Source organism: Flavobacterium sp. RSP46 (assembly GCF_003984825.1).
In the GTDB taxonomy this organism is placed as follows: Bacteria; Bacteroidota; Bacteroidia; order Flavobacteriales; family Flavobacteriaceae; genus Flavobacterium.
Genome location: NZ_RYDM01000003.1, coordinates 150,471 through 169,951, shown reverse-complemented (window position 1 = coordinate 169,951; position 19,481 = coordinate 150,471). Strand labels below are relative to the sequence as shown.

General features: G+C 32.5%; 19 protein-coding genes and 1 pseudogene. 6 read left to right on the top strand and 14 right to left on the bottom strand.

Annotated features, from left to right (window positions below; translation table 11 throughout):
- Positions 1 to 55: 55 nt before the first annotated feature.
- Positions 56 to 3,436 (bottom strand): PAS domain S-box protein, encoded by a 3,381-nt coding sequence (locus tag EKM01_RS07005; protein WP_233589308.1) that lies wholly within the window; start codon positions 3,434 to 3,436, stop codon positions 56 to 58.
- Between the two features lie 22 nt (positions 3,437 to 3,458).
- Between EKM01_RS07005 and EKM01_RS14770 the strand changes: the two genes are divergently transcribed.
- Entirely contained in the window at positions 3,459 to 3,644 is a 186-nt protein-coding gene (locus EKM01_RS14770; protein WP_233584064.1) for a hypothetical protein, read from the top strand.
- 543 nt (positions 3,645 to 4,187) lie between these two features.
- Here EKM01_RS14770 and EKM01_RS07000 read toward each other — a convergent pair.
- From EKM01_RS07000 to panB, 6 genes are all read right to left on the bottom strand, one after another.
- Entirely contained in the window at positions 4,188 to 4,970 is a 783-nt protein-coding gene (locus EKM01_RS07000; protein ID WP_231507442.1) for a hypothetical protein, read from the bottom strand.
- Positions 4,971 to 5,002: 32 nt separating this feature from the next.
- A complete protein-coding gene (locus tag EKM01_RS14765) occupies positions 5,003 to 5,257 on the bottom strand; it encodes a nitroreductase family protein (protein ID WP_255416381.1) in 255 nt (84 codons plus the stop codon).
- A 263-nt stretch (positions 5,258 to 5,520) separates the two neighbouring features.
- Positions 5,521 to 6,849 (bottom strand): aldehyde dehydrogenase, encoded by a 1,329-nt coding sequence (locus EKM01_RS06990; protein ID WP_126462528.1) that lies wholly within the window; start codon positions 6,847 to 6,849, stop codon positions 5,521 to 5,523.
- A gap of 26 nt (positions 6,850 to 6,875) precedes the next feature.
- Positions 6,876 to 8,216 (bottom strand): hypothetical protein, encoded by a 1,341-nt coding sequence (locus tag EKM01_RS06985; protein ID WP_233589307.1) that lies wholly within the window; start codon positions 8,214 to 8,216, stop codon positions 6,876 to 6,878.
- A gap of 71 nt (positions 8,217 to 8,287) precedes the next feature.
- Positions 8,288 to 8,977, bottom strand: a complete 690-nt coding sequence (locus tag EKM01_RS06980) for an RluA family pseudouridine synthase (RefSeq protein ID WP_197037243.1) — start codon at positions 8,975 to 8,977, stop codon at positions 8,288 to 8,290.
- Between the two features lie 91 nt (positions 8,978 to 9,068).
- Positions 9,069 to 9,887 (bottom strand): 3-methyl-2-oxobutanoate hydroxymethyltransferase, encoded by an 819-nt coding sequence (gene panB, locus EKM01_RS06975; RefSeq protein WP_126462522.1) that lies wholly within the window; start codon positions 9,885 to 9,887, stop codon positions 9,069 to 9,071.
- Positions 9,888 to 10,522: 635 nt separating this feature from the next.
- Here panB and EKM01_RS06965 point away from each other — a divergent pair.
- Positions 10,523 to 11,581, top strand: a complete 1,059-nt coding sequence (locus EKM01_RS06965; protein ID WP_126462519.1) for a sensor histidine kinase KdpD — start codon at positions 10,523 to 10,525, stop codon at positions 11,579 to 11,581.
- A 248-nt stretch (positions 11,582 to 11,829) separates the two neighbouring features.
- Here the strand turns inward: EKM01_RS06965 and EKM01_RS06960 are convergent, their stop codons facing one another.
- The 3 genes from EKM01_RS06960 to EKM01_RS06950 are packed head-to-tail and all read right to left on the bottom strand — an operon-like array spanning position 11,830 to position 13,359.
- Positions 11,830 to 12,297, bottom strand: coding sequence for a PEGA domain-containing protein (locus EKM01_RS06960; protein WP_126462516.1), 468 nt, complete (start codon positions 12,295 to 12,297; stop codon positions 11,830 to 11,832).
- A gap of 14 nt (positions 12,298 to 12,311) precedes the next feature.
- Complete coding sequence (locus EKM01_RS06955; protein ID WP_126462513.1) at positions 12,312 to 12,695, bottom strand: hypothetical protein; 384 nt, start codon at positions 12,693 to 12,695, stop codon at positions 12,312 to 12,314.
- 43 nt (positions 12,696 to 12,738) lie between these two features.
- A complete protein-coding gene (locus EKM01_RS06950; RefSeq protein ID WP_126564041.1) occupies positions 12,739 to 13,359 on the bottom strand; it encodes a hypothetical protein in 621 nt (206 codons plus the stop codon).
- 241 nt (positions 13,360 to 13,600) lie between these two features.
- On the opposite strand from EKM01_RS06950, the gene EKM01_RS06945 reads away from it, so the two are divergent.
- Together EKM01_RS06945 and EKM01_RS14975 are read left to right on the top strand one after the other, a co-directional pair.
- Positions 13,601 to 14,011: an OsmC family protein gene (locus EKM01_RS06945; RefSeq protein WP_126462508.1), complete on the top strand. Its 411-nt coding sequence runs from the start codon at positions 13,601 to 13,603 to the stop codon at positions 14,009 to 14,011.
- A 202-nt stretch (positions 14,012 to 14,213) separates the two neighbouring features.
- The gene (locus EKM01_RS14975; RefSeq protein WP_317125144.1) at positions 14,214 to 14,390 is read left to right on the top strand and encodes an ATP-binding cassette domain-containing protein; all 177 of its coding nucleotides are present in this window, start codon (positions 14,214 to 14,216) and stop codon (positions 14,388 to 14,390) included.
- Here EKM01_RS14975 and EKM01_RS06935 read toward each other — a convergent pair.
- Complete coding sequence (locus EKM01_RS06935) at positions 14,340 to 14,909, bottom strand: pentapeptide repeat-containing protein (RefSeq protein ID WP_126462505.1); 570 nt, start codon at positions 14,907 to 14,909, stop codon at positions 14,340 to 14,342. The two genes, EKM01_RS14975 and EKM01_RS06935, sit on opposite strands and share 51 nt — an antisense overlap.
- A 101-nt stretch (positions 14,910 to 15,010) precedes the next feature.
- Positions 15,011 to 15,443 (bottom strand): annotated as a pseudogene (locus EKM01_RS14760) (DUF6526 family protein).
- 182 nt (positions 15,444 to 15,625) lie between these two features.
- Here EKM01_RS14760 and EKM01_RS06925 point away from each other — a divergent pair.
- A complete protein-coding gene (locus EKM01_RS06925; protein ID WP_126462502.1) occupies positions 15,626 to 16,669 on the top strand; it encodes an NAD(P)-dependent alcohol dehydrogenase in 1,044 nt (347 codons plus the stop codon).
- Positions 16,670 to 16,773: 104 nt separating this feature from the next.
- On the opposite strand, the gene EKM01_RS06920 is transcribed toward EKM01_RS06925, so the two are convergent.
- Entirely contained in the window at positions 16,774 to 17,727 is a 954-nt protein-coding gene (locus tag EKM01_RS06920) for a Fic family protein (RefSeq protein ID WP_126767552.1), read from the bottom strand.
- A gap of 171 nt (positions 17,728 to 17,898) precedes the next feature.
- On the opposite strand from EKM01_RS06920, the gene EKM01_RS06915 reads away from it, so the two are divergent.
- Positions 17,899 to 18,039, top strand: coding sequence for a transposase (locus EKM01_RS06915; RefSeq protein WP_126462499.1), 141 nt, complete (start codon positions 17,899 to 17,901; stop codon positions 18,037 to 18,039).
- A gap of 231 nt (positions 18,040 to 18,270) precedes the next feature.
- Here EKM01_RS06915 and EKM01_RS06910 read toward each other — a convergent pair whose 3' ends face one another.
- Positions 18,271 to 19,362, bottom strand: coding sequence for an alpha/beta fold hydrolase (locus EKM01_RS06910; RefSeq protein WP_126767550.1), 1,092 nt, complete (start codon positions 19,360 to 19,362; stop codon positions 18,271 to 18,273).
- Positions 19,363 to 19,481 lie beyond the last annotated feature (119 nt).

Below are 19,481 nucleotides of genomic sequence, written 5' to 3'. Positions count from 1 at the left end.
GCTTTTTGTCATGTACTTAAATAAAATGTACATAAATTAAAAGAAAAATAGTTGGCTACAGTATCCATTTAGCAATTGTTTCCTCAATGACTCCTTTGACTATAGGTTTTGAAATATAATCATTCATTCCTGCAGCGAGACATTTTTCTTTCTCTTCTTTTTCGGTGCCCGCAGTTATTGCAATAATAGGGAGGTTTTTACCCGAACTCAAGCTTCTTATTATTTTTGTTGCTTCGTAACCATTCATTTCGGGCATTTGAATGTCCATAAAAATAAGATCAGGCCGGAGTATTTCAAATTTTTCGATAGCTTCTTTGCCGTTGACTATTTCGAAAATTATTGGATTTACAAATAAATTTTTGATAATGGTTTTAAGCAGTAACATGTTTACTTTGTTATCCTCTACAATCATAACGCTTATTTTTTTAGCATTTTTGACGGTTGTAATGGGTATTTTTTTATCTAGATCTATTTCAGGATCAGTACTATTTTTTGGAGTTTCGTTGCTGGTTTTTAAATCTAAATCAAAATAAAAAGTACTTCCCAGTTCGATGGTGCTTTCCAGTTGCAGGGTACTGTTCATTATACCAAGTAATTGGTTTGAAATTGTCAGGCCTAATCCTGTTCCTCCATATTTTCTTGTCGTAGAACTGTCTTCTTGTGAAAAAGCCTGAAAAATTTTATATTTGTTTTTTTCTAATATTCCAATTCCTGTATCGATCACTGCAAATCGAATCTTAACATGCGACGCATCAATTTTTTCAATCACAGAAACATTTAATTTAATGGAACCCTTTTCTGTGAATTTTACAGCATTTGACAATAAATTAATTAAAATTTGTCTTAATCGGACAATGTCTATCCAAAAATATTCAGGAATTTCAGACGATATATTTAGTTTTAAACTTAGATTTTTTTGGTTGGATTCGTATAATATTAAATCAATAATCTGACCCAGAACATCTTTTACGTTATATTTTTCAATGTGTAAATCTAGTTTTCCGGCTTCAATCTTTGAAAAATCAAGAATGTCATTTACGATATCCAGCAAGGAATATGCGGATTGTTTTACTGTATTGATGTATTTTTCTTGGGTTGAGCCAAGTTGTGTTTTCATTAACAAATCTGTGAATCCAATAATCCCATTTAACGGTGTTCTTATTTCATGACTCATATTGGCCAGAAATTCTGATTTTGCTTTATTGGCAGCTTCTGCTAGTTCTTTTTCTTTGACTATGGTTTCGGTTTGTTTCCTTGCTGTAATATCAATAAAAATTCCTTCCAAGAATGCAATTTTCCCATCTTTGTATATGGTATCACCAAATTCTTCCACCCATACAACCGTTTTGTTCTTGTGTATAATCCGGTAAACAATATGAATCGGAATTTTAGTATCTATTGCATTTTTTTGAGTAGCAATGGTTTTTAATTTGTCTTCGGGATGAATTAAATCAATAAAGGATAAATGGTTCGTTAGAAAATCATTTTTTGGATATCCGGTAAGCTTTTCAATCTCATCATTAATGTAGATCTTTGTGTTGTTTTCATCATAATTTGATAAATAAACGGTTCCTGGAATATTATTGGCTAATAATCTAAATTTCTCTTCACTTTCATATATCGCGGTCTCGTTCGTAATACGTTCTATTGATGAGGCTATATTCCTAGCTAATGTTTGTAAAATATTGACCTCATCTTCGGACCAACATCTCTCATTTTGAGTATCATCAAATCCCAAAAAGCCACGAAACCTATTTTTGATAAAAATTGGAAAAAGGATTATTGATACAACATCAAGATTTTCTAATTTATTCCTTAAGGAAGGATTCTCAATTTTTGAAATTATTGCATCATAAACTTTGTTGTTTAAAAGCGGTATCAACAATTCTTCAAAAAACACATGAGGTAGATTTTGAAGTTTAATATTGTTTTCCGTTATTTTATGATTGTTAATTATCCATCTGTATTTTTGGCTAATAAAACCTGTATTACTATCATTTTCGTAGTAATACGCTCTATGGGATTTTGTAGTTTTACCCATAATAATGAGTACATCTGAGAAAATATCGTTGATGTCATTGCTGTTCAAAAATTTCTCTGTACAAAGTGCCATAGCAGATAAAAGGTCACTCTTGTATTCTAATTTCTTCTCTGTTTCATACCAACTGTGAGAAATCATAGTCAACGATATAATATCCGAGATGGTTCGGGCAAAAATAATGTCCTCGTTGTCCCAGTATCGTTGTGTTTTTACTGTTTCAAAGCTAATGGTTCCAGATAAGTCTCCATTTATGAAAATGGGAATGGCAAGTTGTGATTTGATATCGTTTTTTAAAAAATAGTCATTTATAAATTCAGATATTTCATATTTATTAAAAACATCAGGAGCACTGATTTGTGTTTTGTTTTTGATGGACTCAAAATAAATAGGATAATTTTTCTTTTCTAAAACGGAGCCCTTAGAATAAGAATTATGGTCCAAGTCATATAAATTTTCACAGGTAATTGTATCTTCGGTATATTTCCAATAACTTACCCGATTGCACTTTGATACTTTAGCAGCTAATTCAATTATTTGCATCACACTAACATCCAGGTTTTTGTAATTACTAAAGTTGGTTGTTGATAGTTTTTTTACAGCTTCATTGTATTCCTCTACTTTTTCCTGACGTATTTTAATATCGTTTTCTATGTCTTTAAACTTAGTGATATCTCTGGCAATACTAGAATAAGCTACCACTTCTCCAAATTCATTTCTCCGGATAATCACTTTCTGGGAAACCCACAATTCTTGCCCATCCTTTTTTATCAATGGAAATTCAATGGTAGAAAAATAATTTTCATTTATTAATAAATTCTGGTAGAGATCTTTGATACTGATAAGGTAATCTTCTCGTATAAATTCTGAATAATTTCGATTTATGATTTCATCTATTTTGTATCCCAAAGATTTAATAGTATAATCATTGACAAATATAAAATCTCCTTCATTATCGACTTCAAAAATTAGATCAATAGCATTTTCAATTAAATTTTTATATTGGTTTTGTATTTTAATTTCATTTGTTACATCCTGTCCTATCCCAATGATCAAATCATCTGAGAATTTTTTATCATTCCATTGAATGTGTTTGTATGCTCCATTTTTACATTTTACTTTGCTGGTAAACAACTGATCATCCTTAAAATTAATATGATACTCTTCACCATAAAATTCTTTGTCCTCAGTAACTTTCCAGTAGCCCAATCCCATAACTTCATTTACTGAATAACCTAAAATAGTCTTTACATTTTCACTGCAAAATACAATTTCTCCTTTTTTATTGGTAGCAAGAATGAGAGAGTTGCCTTTATTTACAATTTCATTAGTAAAACGTAGTTTATCAGTAATTTTTAATAAAGAGGTGTACCGTATGTAGTTTATAATTAGGATCATTAATGAAAAATTTGATAAAATAATGATTGATCGTAAGGGTATTATTTCAAAAAAATACAGTATAAATAAAAAGATAAATACGCACATAAGGAAAATCCAATATAGTTTGGTGGGTTTGATGATGGTATACGAAAAGAATAAAGCTAGTACAAAAGCGGCTATAGGTATGCTGTCAGAGGGTGTGAAAATCAAATTTATTGATATGTAACTAAAACAGATTACATACACTATCATAAATATTTTTCCCAGGTTTTGAAACACAACAGCTGATTTTTTGCTGATAAAATAGAGAATCAGTAAAAAAGTACCGATACCAAGATTTGAAATCAGTAAGCTTACAGGTCTTATTTTGAAAATTTCAAATAGGGTTTCAAGTACCGGAATTAGTATGCCCAAATATAAAAGATAGCGCTGGTTTTCTATGTTTTTACTATCCTCTTCATTATAGTATTTAATAAAGGAATTGCTTAATAGTATTTTTATTTTAAAAATTTTACAGACTAGAAAAACAAATAAAACAGGAATTACAATCCACAAAAAATTATTGATTGCAAAAGAATTATAAACGCTGAATAAAATTGACTCTGAGTCAATGGTAAATAATAAGCTACAGTATAACACCATAGAAACTGTTTGTTAGGTTTAAAGACTAGATTTGGCTTTTTGTAAAAAATAAATATAAGATTATTTTTTACAAAAAGCCAAAATCAGCTTGTAATTATGTTCTGGCTTTTAGTAAAAAGCGGTTTTATTAGAACATTTGTTCCGGTTCTAGTGTAGTTTCAAAACCAATAATTTCACTATAAATCGCATAGTATAAAGAATACATAAAGGGTACTGTAAATACTATACCAATGCAACACCCAATGAGTCCCACTAATGTAGAAATGGCACCCACTACCAATAAACCCAGCAAAATAAGCGGTTGTTTTACCACGATTAGTATGCTTGATTTTAAAGCTTCAATAGCATTTAAGTTTCCAAAAATAATAAGTGGAATGGTCAGTATCGTGAATAATGTTATAGTTACTGTGATAATAAATCCGATGAAGGGTATTTGTGCATAGTCAATCAATGATGATAGTAAGGTGCTAAAAATTGAAATTAGTAAAGTAGCAATGAAGAGTTCTTTGAAATACGATATTTTATAGTATTCAAACATGGTTGATACATGAAATTCTTCATCTCTTTCAGCACAATACGCCATTTTGATTAAACCGGCGCTAATAGGACTAAATAAACTCGATAGTAAAACAGAAACCCCGGATACAATTAAAATAAAGTTTAAACTTAAATTTTCCGGTTGTAAATTTTCCGGTTTCATTTTTTCCAGTATCATGGCAGAATCAAAAAAGGCAACAAATATTACTGATACAAAAACAATCAGCAGTATAAAAAACACAAAAATAATTAAACCGGCATAAATCGCAATTTTTTTATAATTTTCAAAAGCATGGTTAAAAACGATTCCAAAATCTAAAGGATATCCATTTTTTTCTATTTCGTGTATTCGGTTTTGTGTAGTTTTCAACATTTGTTGGTCGTTTTAGTGGGTTAATTATTCTGTTATTTTTCAAAATAAACGTATTCAAAAGGAACTCTGAATCGTTTTCCGTACACTCCTTTTCCGCTACCCAGTAGCATATTAATTTCGGATGATGCCGGTAAATGTAATATTTTTATTCGTAGCGAATCAAAACCTTCCATTTGGCACGTATCATAGTTTATAGCAGTCATGTTGATCATGAAATTTTGTGCCGTAAGTCTGGCACTTTTATGGGCTACAATGTGCATGTCACTTTGTCTTACCTGTCCATATATGGGTTTGAATAACCCAATGAATTGAAATGCAATAAATTTGATTATTCCAATAATTCCTGTGATATCAAATTAAAACAACGGAACGATTTTTTGATAATGATGAAAAGCAAATTGTTCTCTTTTTGAATATTCTGCTTCCAGCTTGTTGCCATATTGTGGCTAAGTAAATACACTTTTTTACTTTTTTTGCACAATAGTTTCATTTATAAAAACCCGAACTGAGCGTTGGTATTTTATGGATGCACTGACGGTTTTTTCATGGGTTACATCCATTTTAATATTTTTTGAAAGGTCTTTAATTTGTCTTTGTAAGGCGCATACCGAAGGGGTAAATCCAGCCATGTCCCCCTTTTTACAATGGCTTTTTTATGCGAAAAAGTATCAAAACTCCGTTTTCCGTGATAGGCTCCCATTCCTGAAGTACCAACACCGCCAAAAGGCAAGCGATTATTCGCTAAATGGATTACGGTATCATTGATACAGCCACCGCCAAAAGAATATTTTTGTAAAACTTCTGCAATAAAAGATTTGTTTTGAGAGAATAAATACAACGATAATGGTTTTTCGAAACTTAAAATTATTTTTTCAATATCTGCCTCTGAATGGTATGAGAGTATAGGAAGTATGGGGCCGAAAATTTCTTCGGTCATCACCGGACTGTCCATTTTTGGCTCGTCCAATAGCGTAGGAGCAAGGAATAAAGTGTCTTTATTGTATTGACCTCCAAAAAGTATTTTTTGGTTTTCCAATAGATGCAATTGGCGTTGCCAGTTTTTCAAATTGATAATTCTGGCGTAATCAGGGGATTCTTCCGGATTTGGACCTAGTGCCTTTTCAATTTCCAGAATTAGTAAAGTTATGAAAGTAGCTTTCATTTTATGGTGCACCACTATGTAATCAGGGGCAACACATGTTTGTCCGGCATTTATAATTTTTCCCCAGACAATGCGGCGGGCACTCAATTCTAAATTGGCAGTTTCATCAACAATACAAGGACTTTTCCCGCCTAATTCCAGCGTAACTGGAGTTAGGTTTTCGGCTGCAGCTTTTGCTACAATTCTGCCAACGGCAACACTTCCTGTAAAAAAAATATAATCCCAACGTTTTTTTAATAATTCCTGAGCAACAGTCGCGTCTCCGGTAATGACGACGACATCTTTTACAGGGAAAGTTTCATTTATAATTTTCGCTATTATAGTAGACGTATTTGGGGTAAGTTCAGAGGGTTTTAGGGTTACTTTATTTCCGGCAGCAACAGCAGCAATCAGAGGGCATAAGGCCAATTGAAACGGATAATTCCAAGGCGAAAGGATCAATACATTTCCGTAAGGCTCACTATATATGTAATCTGACGATGGAAAATTCAAAAAAGAAGCGAGAACTTTTTTGGGTTTAGCCCAAGAATCAATGTTTTTAATGGTTTCTTTTAAATCACTTATGACATAATTTGTTTCTGTTAAAACGGCTTCAAAGGCTGGTTTTTTAAAATCATCGTAGAGCGCTTTAATAATTGCTTGTTCCTGTTTTATGATGGTATGCAATAGTTTTTTTAAAGATTCTTTTCGGTAGTCTACACTATTTTCATTTTTCATATTATGATTTTAAAGGTACAGATTTATTATTTTAACCCAAGTCGGTAGCCTACATAAAAATCAGCTTGTTTACTGTCGCTGGCCAAAGCAGTCACTATAGAACTGGATCCCATATAAAAGCCATACACTCTTAACCCGACACCACCAGTAATTCCGGAAATTTCGTTATCTGACCAAGAGGAATAAATTTCATAATTTTTCAAAGAAAATCGAGGTGTAATAGAAACCACATTTTGTGTTGTCACCTGATTATCGCTGGTGTCATCCTTTAATTTTTGTTGTGTGTAAAGCGCAACAAAAAATTTAGGTATTACTTTTATATCTGCATAGGCGGAGAAAACAGTAGGTAAGGTTACTTTGAAGTTTTTGCTGGATGTGGTTTTAGTTAAGTATCCGTCGTTTACTAAAATGGTTTCTACTTCCTTTAAAGTAGTAGTGTTTTGAAATTGGCTTAATGCCAAACCATTTGGGTTAGAAAAAGTAGACTGTATGTTTAATGCATAATTAGCAGAGGAATTTGCATCATCCTTGAAGGTCATCGTACCAATATTTCGCACTGCGATACCCGCATTTATTTTGTAACCGTCTTGGTCTTTCCATTGGTAATTTACACCAAAATCAGCTGCAACTCCGTTTAGTTTTCCAAAAACGGATTCAGAGTAATTATTAAAATCAGTAAAACCATCATTGAAGTTCCCGGAATACGCAATATTCATTGACGCTTGAGTATTATTTAAATACGCTTCGGCACCAATAGTATTAATGGTTCCCTGAAATTGATCCAGGCCTAAGTTGGTGTACGAGCCTGGAAATAATAATTTCAAGGTAGCACCCGCATTAAATTTATGGTTTTCATTTTCAAATACGTTTCTGGCTGCTGAAATTCCTATTTCTCCCCAGCTTGTTCCATTTAAACGTTGGTTGTAATCATTGCTTATTGATGAAGAACCAATAAGATTTCCGGTATTGATCGCCGCACCAAGTTGTGGGTCAATATCAATTAAATTTAATTTTGCAGCAGCTTTTGTAGTAAAACCAAAAGCCCATTTATCCATTTTCATAGCAAAACCTGGGCCGTATATTTCAGCATCTACGCGCATATTTACAGGGGTATTTCCTGTAAATAACAAATTTTCTAAGTTTTCACCATTAACAATATCACTAAATCCTATTTTATTATTAGAAGCATTTACGCTGGCCGAAAAAATATTTATTTCATATTTTGAACTTAAATTAGACAGTTCCGCAGGATTCATACCGGCATTAAGTATTCCGACTCTAGTAGACATATTGATTCCTGAAAAATGGTCTTGAGCGGTCATGTTTAAGAACGAAATGAAACAAAAAATAATAGGTAGTTTTTTCATACAATTTGTTTTTGTGAATATTTATTATTGAGTTATTGAAAGGTTGAAAGTAAAATACTGTTTTTTTAGTATTAAATGGCATTCCAGATCACATCATTTGGAGCAGGAGCAATTATTTTTATATTTTCCTTTGTAACAGGATGGATGAACATTAATTTTCTAGCATGCAAATGGATTCCTCCGTCCGGATTGCTTCGGTCAAAACCATATTTTAAATCCCCTTTTATAGGTAATCCAATCGCTGAAAGTTGAGCCCTTATTTGATGGTGTCTTCCAGTATGAAGATTGATCTCAAGCGCATAGTAGTTGTTTAGTTCTTTGATAATTGTATACTCTAAACTGGCTAATTTGCTTTCAGGGACTTCTTTTTCGTGCGCTTTTGAACTATTGTTTTTTTCGTTTCTTTTTAAATAATGAACGAGTGTATCAGTGGGCTTGGCAGGTTTGTTTTTGACAATGGCCCAATATGTTTTTTGAGTTTCACGGGTACTGAATAATTCATTCATTCGAGTCAGAGCTTTACTGGTTCGGGCAAATACAACTATTCCGGTTGTTGGCCGATCTAAGCGATGTACAACACCCAGGAAAACCTCCCCGGGTTTGTTGTATTTGTCTTTGATGTATTCTTTAACCACATCTGATAAGGGTTTATCACCCGTTTTGTCCCCTTGAACAATATCTCCTACACGTTTGTTAATTACAATAAGATGATTGTCTTCGTGAAGGATTTGAAGGTTGTTTTTAGTAGAAATTATTTTCATTTGGATTTTTAGATTGTTGGATTTCCAATACTCTTAGAGTATTCGACAATAATCAAATTCTCTTAAAGGCTACTCATCTAAGAAGTCAAATTTAATATTGTTCATTTGCATTAGGGAAATCACTTGATTTTACATCTGCAACATATTGGCCAATGGCCGTTGTCATTCCGTCATATAAATTCATATACCTTCTTAAGAAACGAGGACTGAATTCGTTGTTCATTCCTAACAGATCATGAATTACTAATACTTGTCCGTCAACACCACCCCCAGCACCAATACCAATAACTGGAATCGAGATGCTTTGGGCTACTTTTTCGGCTAGATGAGCTGGAATTTTTTCTAAAACTAAGGCAAAACAGCCTAGTATTTCTAGTAATTTAGCATCTTCGATTAACTTATGAGCTTCTTCCTCTTCTTTGGCACGAACGGTGTAGGTTCCAAATTTATAAATGGATTGTGGTGTTAAACCTAGATGTCCCATAACAGGAATTCCGGCGTTTAATATTTTCTTGATAGAGTCTTTAATTTCTTTACCACCTTCTAGTTTTACGGCATGACCACCGCTTTCTTTCATGATTCGGATGGCAGAGCGCAAGGCTTCTTTAGGATCGGATTGGTAACTTCCAAAGGGTAAATCCACCACTACCAAAGCTCTTTCAATGGCTCTTACCACAGAGGAGGCGTGATAAATCATTTGATCCAGCGTAATAGGTAATGTAGTTTCATGACCAGCCATAACATTTGAAGCGGAGTCTCCCACTAATATTACATCAACTCCTGCCGTATCAACGATTTTTGCCATGGTGTAATCGTATGCGGTGAGCATCGAAATTTTTTCTCCATTAGCCTTCATTTCAATCAATGACTTTGTTGTAATTCTTTTATAATCTTTTTTTGCGACAGACATATTTCCTTTTTTGAGAGTGTAAAGGTACTAAAATGTATAATTTTAGGTTGAAAATGTAGCACTTATATTATATCGGATACAAATTAATCAAAAAAGTAATCATACGAAAAATTCTAGTACTGACTTTATTGCTCTCCTCAGTATATTAGCAGGCTCAATATCAAGAAGTTCAAAGCGTAATTGACACTTTTTTTCAAGCCTTCCATGCCAGAGATTCACCTCAATTGCATTTACTTTGTGATGATACAAAGATATTGCAATCCATTGCTGAGAATGAAAAAGGCACTTTGCTTTCTCATGAAAAACCAGGGGGCATTTTATAAATCTATAGCTTAAAATTTCAAGAAAAAATTCTCAGGTATTCCATTCAAATAAACGGAGCCATGGCGCATGTCTGGACAACGTATGAGTTTTATGTTAATGGTACACTAAGTCATACTGAGGTAAATGCGTTTACACTTTTCAAAAAAGACAACCACTGGAAAATTATTTATCTTATTGACACTCGAAGAAAGTAGTTTGATGAGTTATTTTTAGAATATTCATTGTGTGTTACAAATAAGATAAAAATTAATTGTAATTTTTGGGTTCTGTAATTTTTTACTAATACATTTGCATTTTAAAAAAATAAATTTATGCAGTTGTATGAAAAATTGTCTCGGATTGGTTTTCTCAAAAATAGTTATGCCTTCAAATTCCTGTTTGTTGCATTTATAGGCATTCACATTCCATTAATTGGATTGTTATTTTTTGTGCTTTATGCAAGTAAAACAATTTCAGCCGATTCTATTTTAATTTTTGCGCTGATTATTACTTTATTAGCAACAGCGGTCACTTTATTTTTTTTAAAAAAACTAATTAAACCAATTGAGGTAGCTTCCAGGTCATTAATTGCCTATAGAAAAGACAGAACAATACCTTCTTTGCCAACTAATTTTTCGGATGAAGCAGGGTTGTTAATGAGTAATATTCAAGAATCAATAGCTGATAACGAAAATTTCATTACTGAAAAACAAGATTTAGTTTATTTGCTTTCGCATGATCTAAGAAATTTTGTAGGAAATTCAAAATCGGCCGCATTGCTTATTTTAGAAGAGGATTCTTCGGATTATATAAAAGAATTAGCGGAGTTAATAGTTCAATCCAGTGGTGAACAATTTCATTATATTGAAAGTTTTATCACATTATTAAAGGAACAAGATCAAATTATAAAAAGAAATTCTCAGGACTCCCTAATTCAATTTTCACCTGTTTTTTCTATGGTGGCAAAACAATTAGATCAGGTATTAGTGGTCAAAAACATTAAATTAGTTTTATCAATTGACGTTCAGGAAGCACTTTTATCAATTGACGACGAGTTGTTGATTCGAGTTTTAGTCAACGTAATTGATAATGCTATAAAATTCTCCTACCCAAATAGTGAAATTGAGGTTCATGTGTATCTTGATGGCACTAAACTGTATTTAAAAGTGAAGGATACAGGAGTAGGTTTTGTTCAAAAACAGAGTGACGAATTATTTAAAAAATTCACTAAAATGAGTATGTCTGGCACTTCAAATGAGCCTTCTACAGGAATTGGATTGTATTTGTGCAAAAACATAGTAGAACGACACAACGGTGTAATTTATGCACAAAGCAGTGGGACAAATAAAGGGGCTACTTTTTCAATTGTTTTTGATACAAAAAAGGGCTAAAAATAGTTTTCTAATGTGTTTTTGTTCTTCTTAGGGCGTACGAAATCTGAGAAAATATTTTAAGCACTGTAAACAACAAGATTACTAGGTGCAATATAAAAAAAAGCTGTAATTCTATTCTTGATTTGGAATAGCGTTACAGCTTTTAGTTTATGACAGGGATAAAAATAGAACGGCAAAACCGGTGCTTTTTAGTACACCTAATACCATATTTTTGCCACCTTAGCTTTTGGTGTAAATACTTAGTATTAGTTTATTTTTTCTAATTGACCTACTTTTTTCCAGTTTGGATCTATATTTAAAGCGACAGCGATGTACACTTCACTTTTATTTACTTTGAAAGCAGTTCCTTTATTCATTTCAGCATTGACTTCTTTAGGTGTTAAGTTGTAAATTGCTCCAGTAATAGGATCTACAATGATACCAATCAAGCCACCAAATAAAATATTTCCAATATACCAAGCATTGAATTTTTTGGTCAAGTTAGTTTCAAAAGTTTGGTATCCTTCTAATTTAATCATCACATGATGTTCTTTTTTTCGTTCCAGTTTGATTTCAAAAGGCGTTTTTCCTACTTCGATTTCATCAATAAAAATAGAGGCAGCAGCAGGGTTGCTTCTAAAATTTACTTTTTGTTTAGAGCCGGAAACAATTGTAGCACAACTACTCATTAGTAGCGCTAGGGATAATGTAGAAATAAGGATTGTTTTTTTCATTAGAGTGTGTATAATTAATTAAGTTGTAATTTATATTGGGGGATTGTGGTTACGTCTCCGTCATAATAATAGAAATCTACTTTGATGCGATAACAAAGACTCCATATATCGGGAGTTCTCTTTTCGGTTACTTTTACAAGATTAGCGCCTTTTTCTCGGGCTAATTTTCGGGCTTTTGTCAGGTGTGAGTTAAAATCACAATCGGTTGTGAAACCACTGTCCTGATATCTGGCATTTCCTATTTTTTTGGCACCTTCAGGAATTGCATGATGAACATCAAGAAAGGCTACGGGGTCTTCAATTGTTAGTGGTTTTTCTGAAGATTCAAAATTAGAAGTGATTTTTGGACTACAGCTAAAAGCTAAAAATACAAAAACGAGAAGAGATAATTTTTTCATTGTCAGATGGAATTGGTTATTATTATTATTATATGGGTAATTTTTATTCTACTCTAACTTTAATAGCACCATAATTATCAGACTGAAAAGTAATAAGTCCAAAAACAGTTTCTCCTTTTTTTATTATTTTGCCATTAATGGAGTAATCGTTCAGCTCAGTTTTGAACTTTTTATTGGCATTACTCGCAACAATCATATTTCCTAAGGCTAATCCGGGTCCAATAATCAGTCCTATTGGTGTCGAGCTGGTTTGCTCCGTCATTCCGTTTGAATTGGTTTTTGTGGTAAAAAATTGAATTGGAGATAGTAATAAATAAAACAAATAGGAGGCTGGGCTTTGTTTTAAAGATTTGAATGTTTTTTCATTCTCCAATAGATACAATTCATTTCCGCTTTCAAAATTTAATTTTATATCTTTTCCAAAAACCAAATCTTTTTCAGTGTTGTTTTTTACTTTAACAGCCACTAGTCGAAGCCCTTTTTTAGTCTCTTTCTTTGCGTATTTCTTATTTAATAAATCATATTTGTATTCCAGCGTTACTCCATGAAGTGTGTTGTTCGAAATATAATTAAGTGAAGCGGGTTGTATTGGTTTGTATCCTGAAGCACAACTATTTAGTAAAATTACAATCGATAATAAAAAAATAATTGTAGTTAATTTCATTTGCTGATTAATTAGTTTTTTTTATTGGTTGTCAATTAGTTTTTTTTGTAAGTAAAGTATACTTTTTCAAAAAGCAAACATAAAGAATTTACTGATACTATTAAAATTAAACAGTATTTATTTTAACCACGTTTTTGTTAATTTTTTTTGATTTAATTTTAAATTTTAGTTAAAAATAGTGGATATACTATACTCTTTTTTTAAAAAGAACTAAATTTGAGAAAACAGAAAATTTATAATTATGAAAAGAAATGCAACCGCAGTCTGGAATGGTTCACTCAAAGAAGGAGCCGGAAAACTAACTACACAAAGTACCACACTAAAAGATACCCAATATTCATTCAAATCTCGTTTTGAAGAAGGAGTGGGGACTAATCCTGAAGAACTTATCGCCGCAGCACACGCAGGCTGTTTTACGATGCAACTTTCGGCCTACATTAGTGAAGAAGGGTTTGAAATCGAAAGTATCGAAACCAAATGCGACATTGATTTAGTTGATGGAACCATTGTTACCTCGCACCTGATGCTTCAAGCAAAAATTAGCGGAATAACAGAAGATGCTTTTCAACAATTAGTAACTAAAGCAGAAAAAAATTGTCCTATTTCTAAAGTTTTGAATGCTGCAATTTCTTCGACTGCTTCCTTAGTTTAAAAATATACAGACATCAAAAAGGTTCGGTTTAATTTTAAATCGAGCCTTTTTGATGTCTGTAAAAGGAATGTTTCAAAAAAATAGTAATACAAATTTTTTTACTTAATGAACGTATAATTACTCTTTGATTATCAGTAAAATAACTATTTAAAAACTTGTAAATAAAACTAATGTTACTTTCATTAAATAATTATCACTGGATATGCGTGTCAAACATGGAGAGTTTGTTTCAATCATAGGAAAATCTGGCTGTGGAAAATCGACGTTGTTGTATTTGCTTTCTACGATGGATACGGAGTATGACGATCAGATATTGATTCATAAAGCACTATTTTACTATGATTTCATGTTTATAGAGCAATCCTTTCAATCCTTCTAAAGCGAAAACGGCTTTTTTTAATTTTGTTGTTTTGGGATCAATTGTATAATTATAGCTTGTTTTGAAACTAGCTTTGTTGGCAATTGCTTTTGCAAACTCAGAACGGTATAAATCGCAGTTTTCAAAAACAACTTCGGTCAAATCAGTGCTCATAAAATCAACGGCAATAAGACTACAATTAGAGAAGGAGGTTCCTTTGATTTTTAAAGTGTAAAATTTAGAGAAATCCAAAATACAATCCTTAAAAGCGATTTCGAAAATTAATTTATCGCACATGGCAAAATTGACATCTTTGATTTCACACCGATTAAAAGTTACGGTTCTAAAGGCCACATAATTAATTTTAGCATTGCTAAAAGTGCAGTCATTGAAGGTACAATCAATGAAAGTTACCGCTAAAAAAACGCATTGGGAGAAATTACAATTTGTAAAAGTACAGCATTCAAATTCCTTAAAATTGACTTCCTCTTCCTTGTACGTAATGTCTTTGTATTCAATATCTAGAAAATATTCGGGCATTTAGTGGTTTTAAATTCAGTTTTATTGCTATCTTTTCATCACAAAGAAACAAAATTCGAAATTGTTAAATTGGATAAATTAGTCTTATTATTTTTGGAATTTTAAACTCTTTCGTAATCCGCTTTCCAGTGCTGAATCGCTTTTTTAATTTCCTTTGCCGAAAGATTTTCATTCAGCGCTCTTAGAGTTAACGCTTGAAATTCATCATCTGAGGCAAAACGTAACGCAAATAGCTGATCGTCATTTAAATGACGTTAAAAATCTTCCAATATTTTTCCGGTAAGAGAAAAATAACGGTACCGAAGTTCTAAATAGACAATTCGGTTTTGTAGGATCAACGCATAATGTTGACGCAACATAAAAACAAGGCAAAAGCACGACAAAGAGTACACTAATAAATATCCAGATTAAAGAATCTTCTTTTGGTACAACTAAAATAAATACTGAAGGCAGCAATGTCATGATTATTGGATAATGAATAAAATGATGAGGCGGATAGTACCGAATGTGATTTTTATAAGATTGTGCTTTCATTAATGTAGTTTAAAAAAAATTAAATATAAATTAAACTATGGATTTAAAGCATTAAAGGCTATGCAATTACTATGAGGTTTTTTTTAACGGAGTAGACCTTTATAATTTCTTTAGATTTCTTTAACATTTCGATAACTCGTTTTTCAAGATAAATTCAATAATTTTATTGAAAATATAAAAAAATGATAGCTACAAAAGGATACGCAGTACAAGATGCTAAGACAGATTTAGCACCTTGGGATTTCGAAAGAAGAGAAGTTGGACCACATGATGTACAATTTGACATCCTGTTTTGTGGTGTTTGTCACAGTGATTTACACCAAATTAAAGATGACTGGGGCGGTTCAATTTACCCAATGGTTCCGGGACATGAGATTGTAGGTAAAGTGGTAAAGGTAGGAAGTCATGTAAAGAAGTTTAAAATAGGAGATATAGCAGGGACAGGTTGCTTGGTAGACTCTTGTAGAAGTTGTGAAAACTGTAAAGAGGGATTAGAACAATTTTGTTTGAAAGGAAGAACCGACACGTATAATGCTTTAGGACAAGACGGAAAAACACCTACTTATGGCGGTTATTCGAATACCATTGTAGTACATGAAGATTTTGTTCTGCAAGTTTCAGATAAATTGCCTTTGGCTGCTGTAGCGCCTTTATTATGTGCCGGAATCACGACCTATTCTCCATTGAGACACTGGAAAGTTGGGAAAGGGCATAAATTAGCCGTTCTTGGTTTGGGTGGTTTGGGACATATGGCGGTTAAATTTGGAGTTTCTTTTGGAGCTGAAGTTACCGTGTTAAGTACATCAGCAAATAAAGAAGCCGATGCCAGAAAATTAGGAGCACATAATTTTATCGTTACTAAAGATGCCAAACAACTCGAAAGTGTAGCTGGTTCTTTTGATTTTATTCTGGATACTGTTTCTGCACCACACGACTTAAATTTGTATTTGTCATTATTGAGAGTAAACGGCGTGCATATTTGTGTGGGCGTACCACCAACACCTTATGAAATTCAAGCTTTTAGTCTCATAGGGGGACGAAGAAGTCTTGCAGGTTCGCTTATAGGCGGCTTGCCTGAAACTCAGGAAATGTTAGATTATTGTGCGGAACATGGTATTGTTTCTGAAATAGAAATGATTGATATCAAAAATGTTCATGAAGCATATGACCGAATGACAAAAGGAGATGTCCGGTATCGTTTTGTAATAGACATGGCTACATTGTAAAAATAAGTTTAAAAACCAAGCCCCTAAAAAAAATTGATACATTTCGGCTTTTTTAGGGGCTTTTTTATGTGTAAATAGGAATGCTACAGTAGTGTTGACAATAATTATTTTATCAGGTATTTTGTTTTGTTCAGAGTTCCTACGATTTCAAAGAGATTCAATGCGACCCCTTTTTTTAAGTCTCTACTTGCCGTTGCCGATGATATATCTTTAAAGATATTCATGTACTCTTTTCTTGTAAATTCTTTGAGTCCAAGAGTAATAAAATGATCTAATCTGTCAATATCCCGTAAAATTCTATTGTTGTAATTGAGTAGATTTTTTAAAGACTCGTCAATTACTCCCAGCATGTATTCAATAAAAAGAGTAGATTTTCCGACCTTATCACTAAGCGCTAATGCTTTATAATACTCGTTTTGTGATTGACTAATTAATGTTTCAAATGGGAGGAATTCAAAGACCGGGTATTCAGATCTTAAAATTAAGGTTTGCCACAATCGACCCATTCTACCATTACCATCTAAAAAGGGGTGGATGAATTCCATTTCATAATGAAAAACGCAGCTTTTTATTAAAGTCAGTTCTTCGGAATCCATGAGATATTCAAACAAGTCTTTCATTAAGTAAGGAACATTTTCATGCGGAGGAGCAATATGTTCCACTTTAGTTCCTTTCACAATTCCAACAGCCTGTTTTCTATATTTTCCCGCGCTATCGATTAATCCTTTCATTAATTCCTGATGCGCTTTTAAGAAACTTTTGTCTGAGGAAAAATTAAAGTCTTTTAATTTTTCATAAACGTTAATAGCGTTTATGACTTCTAGTACATCTTTTTCAGGACCCATTACCTTTTTGTTTTCGATTAATGCGGTAATCTGTTCCTCTGTCAAAGTATTCCCTTCAATTTGTAGTGAAGAGTGAATGGTTTTAATTCTGTTTTGCTTTCGAAGTTGAGGAGACTGTTTGTTGAGATAGGTAGCGTTTACTTCTCCAATCTTTTCAGAAATAGAACGTATCAGTTTTAAAATATTCGATGTTATGTCGTAAGGAGGTTTCATTGATGCTATCATTTGATAGTATCAAAAGTAATTTTTTTAAGAATATTTTCCAATAAGATCGTAATTTAATAATTGCTTTTTTTTATTTACAATACCTCAACAATATAATGCGTCTGGACTTGCTAACTTTACCAGCATAAAAAGTTAAGAACAAAAACCTTAATTTAACTTATGAAACAAGTGCGTAAAATTTATGACCGAGCTTTTAAAGAGAAAGCCGTTCAATTGAGTTATGATAGACATAAGATCTCTGAACTAGCCAGAGAATTGGAAGTTACCGCTCCCCAGTTGTATAGATGGCGAAAAGAATAAGAAGAGTTCTGACAAAGAAGTTTTTCTGGGAATGGAAATTTTGTATTGTTTTTTCAGTAGTTAACAAAATTTACTATTAACAAATGCACTCACTCACTTGAAATCAATATGGCTAATTTGGAGGCAACATAAAAGTGTTTTCCTGTTTTCCGTTAAGAAACATAAATCGTAAACTTAAAATCTACCTTAGTAAGTTTTGATTTCTGGAAAACAATATTATAAGCTTGAATTTTACTTAATTTTGGGTTCAGATTTTTTAAGTAATTCTTTAAGATATTTACCCCATATTTTTGGATTGGAATGTGTGCCATGGCCAGTGGTTTTATCTGTAATAGGTAATAAGATATATTTTCCATTTTTAACGTTTTTAATTTCTTTCTCCATTAATCCGAGTTCAGGAGGGTTTACTTGATCATCGGCAGAATTTATAGCAATTAAAGGGGCTTTAATTTTTGACAAGTAAGGTTGCGGATTGTAATCTCTTGAGGAATCAAAAGCATAAATCAGATCATTAGCATCTAATGTTGATGAATATCGGGCTAAAGTATTTTCCATCATTATTTCTGCTTTCTCTCTGGTTGGGGCTGCAATTTGCCATTGTAACGGACTACTCACCATAAACATCAGAGATAATATAGCGCCAGTCATTCCTTGTTGTGGCTGTTGAATATAATTACCCTCTTTCCACTCAGGATCCATTTCGATTAATTTAATCGCCATTTTTCTTTGAATGCGGTTTCTACCGGCTATTTCTGCTGGTAAGCTTGCCAAAGGCATTAGTGCATCCATAAAATCAGGGTAGGTGTAACCCCAAACCCAAGTGTGCATGCCGCCCATTGATGTTCCCATTACCAATCGAAGATGATCTATTTTCAAATGTTCAGTCAGTAATTTATAGTTTGCCAAAACCATATCGTCATAATTGTATTTGGGAAATGCCATCTTTAAGCCATTGCTTGGTTTGCTCGATTTTCCGTGTCCAATATCATCTGTTAAAACAATAAAATACTTTGTGGCGTCTAACAATTGACCCTTTCCAAATAAATTGCCTCCAAACTGTTTGCTCAAAAAGGCGCTTCCGCTTCCAGTGGTGCCATGCATAATTAAAACAGCATTGTTAATTTGACCTTTCTTATTTTTTGTTGGTTTCCCAATGGTTGTGTAATGTAGTTTTAGTTGGTCTAATTGCTCCTTACTATTAAAAGTAAAGTTTTTTATTAGATAATCTCCTTCAATTGGTGCTGGGAAATCTGTCTGTGCAGAAACACATTGGACAGATAAAATATAAAATAAAATAAAAGCACATGTGTTTTTTATTAACATTTCATTAAAATTTAAATTAATAATTTTGGAATAAGATCAGGATAAATTATATTATTTGTTCTTTTATTTTGATGAGACTATTCGAATAAAGAAAAGTTCTTTCAAACATTATATTACTT

Bases quoted from the DNA above. Each gene is read 5' to 3' on its own strand.
- EKM01_RS06980 (WP_197037243.1), bottom strand. From the start codon at position 8,977: ATGAAAATAATTTCTACTAAAAACAACCTTCAAATCCTTCACGAAGAC.
- EKM01_RS06965 (WP_126462519.1), top strand. From the start codon at position 10,523: ATGCAGTTGTATGAAAAATTGTCTCGGATTGGTTTTCTCAAAAATAGT.
- EKM01_RS14770 (WP_233584064.1), top strand. From the start codon at position 3,459: ATGATTGATCGTAAGGGTATTATTTCAAAAAAATACAGTATAAATAAA.
- EKM01_RS07005 (WP_233589308.1), bottom strand. From the start codon at position 3,436: ATGATCCTAATTATAAACTACATACGGTACACCTCTTTATTAAAAATT.
- EKM01_RS06910 (WP_126767550.1), bottom strand. From the start codon at position 19,362: ATGTTAATAAAAAACACATGTGCTTTTATTTTATTTTATATTTTATCT.
- EKM01_RS06960 (WP_126462516.1), bottom strand. From the start codon at position 12,297: ATGAAAAAAACAATCCTTATTTCTACATTATCCCTAGCGCTACTAATG.
- EKM01_RS06925 (WP_126462502.1), top strand. From the start codon at position 15,626: ATGATAGCTACAAAAGGATACGCAGTACAAGATGCTAAGACAGATTTA.
- EKM01_RS06990 (WP_126462528.1), bottom strand. From the start codon at position 6,849: ATGAAAAATGAAAATAGTGTAGACTACCGAAAAGAATCTTTAAAAAAA.
- EKM01_RS06935 (WP_126462505.1), bottom strand. From the start codon at position 14,909: ATGCCCGAATATTTTCTAGATATTGAATACAAAGACATTACGTACAAG.
- EKM01_RS14975 (WP_317125144.1), top strand. From the start codon at position 14,214: ATGCGTGTCAAACATGGAGAGTTTGTTTCAATCATAGGAAAATCTGGC.
- panB (WP_126462522.1), bottom strand. From the start codon at position 9,887: ATGTCTGTCGCAAAAAAAGATTATAAAAGAATTACAACAAAGTCATTG.
- EKM01_RS06950 (WP_126564041.1), bottom strand. From the start codon at position 13,359: ATGAAATTAACTACAATTATTTTTTTATTATCGATTGTAATTTTACTA.
- EKM01_RS06985 (WP_233589307.1), bottom strand. From the start codon at position 8,216: ATGAAAAAACTACCTATTATTTTTTGTTTCATTTCGTTCTTAAACATG.
- EKM01_RS06955 (WP_126462513.1), bottom strand. From the start codon at position 12,695: ATGAAAAAATTATCTCTTCTCGTTTTTGTATTTTTAGCTTTTAGCTGT.
- EKM01_RS07000 (WP_231507442.1), bottom strand. From the start codon at position 4,970: ATGTTGAAAACTACACAAAACCGAATACACGAAATAGAAAAAAATGGA.
- EKM01_RS06945 (WP_126462508.1), top strand. From the start codon at position 13,601: ATGAAAAGAAATGCAACCGCAGTCTGGAATGGTTCACTCAAAGAAGGA.
- EKM01_RS06920 (WP_126767552.1), bottom strand. From the start codon at position 17,727: ATGAAACCTCCTTACGACATAACATCGAATATTTTAAAACTGATACGT.
- EKM01_RS06915 (WP_126462499.1), top strand. From the start codon at position 17,899: ATGAAACAAGTGCGTAAAATTTATGACCGAGCTTTTAAAGAGAAAGCC.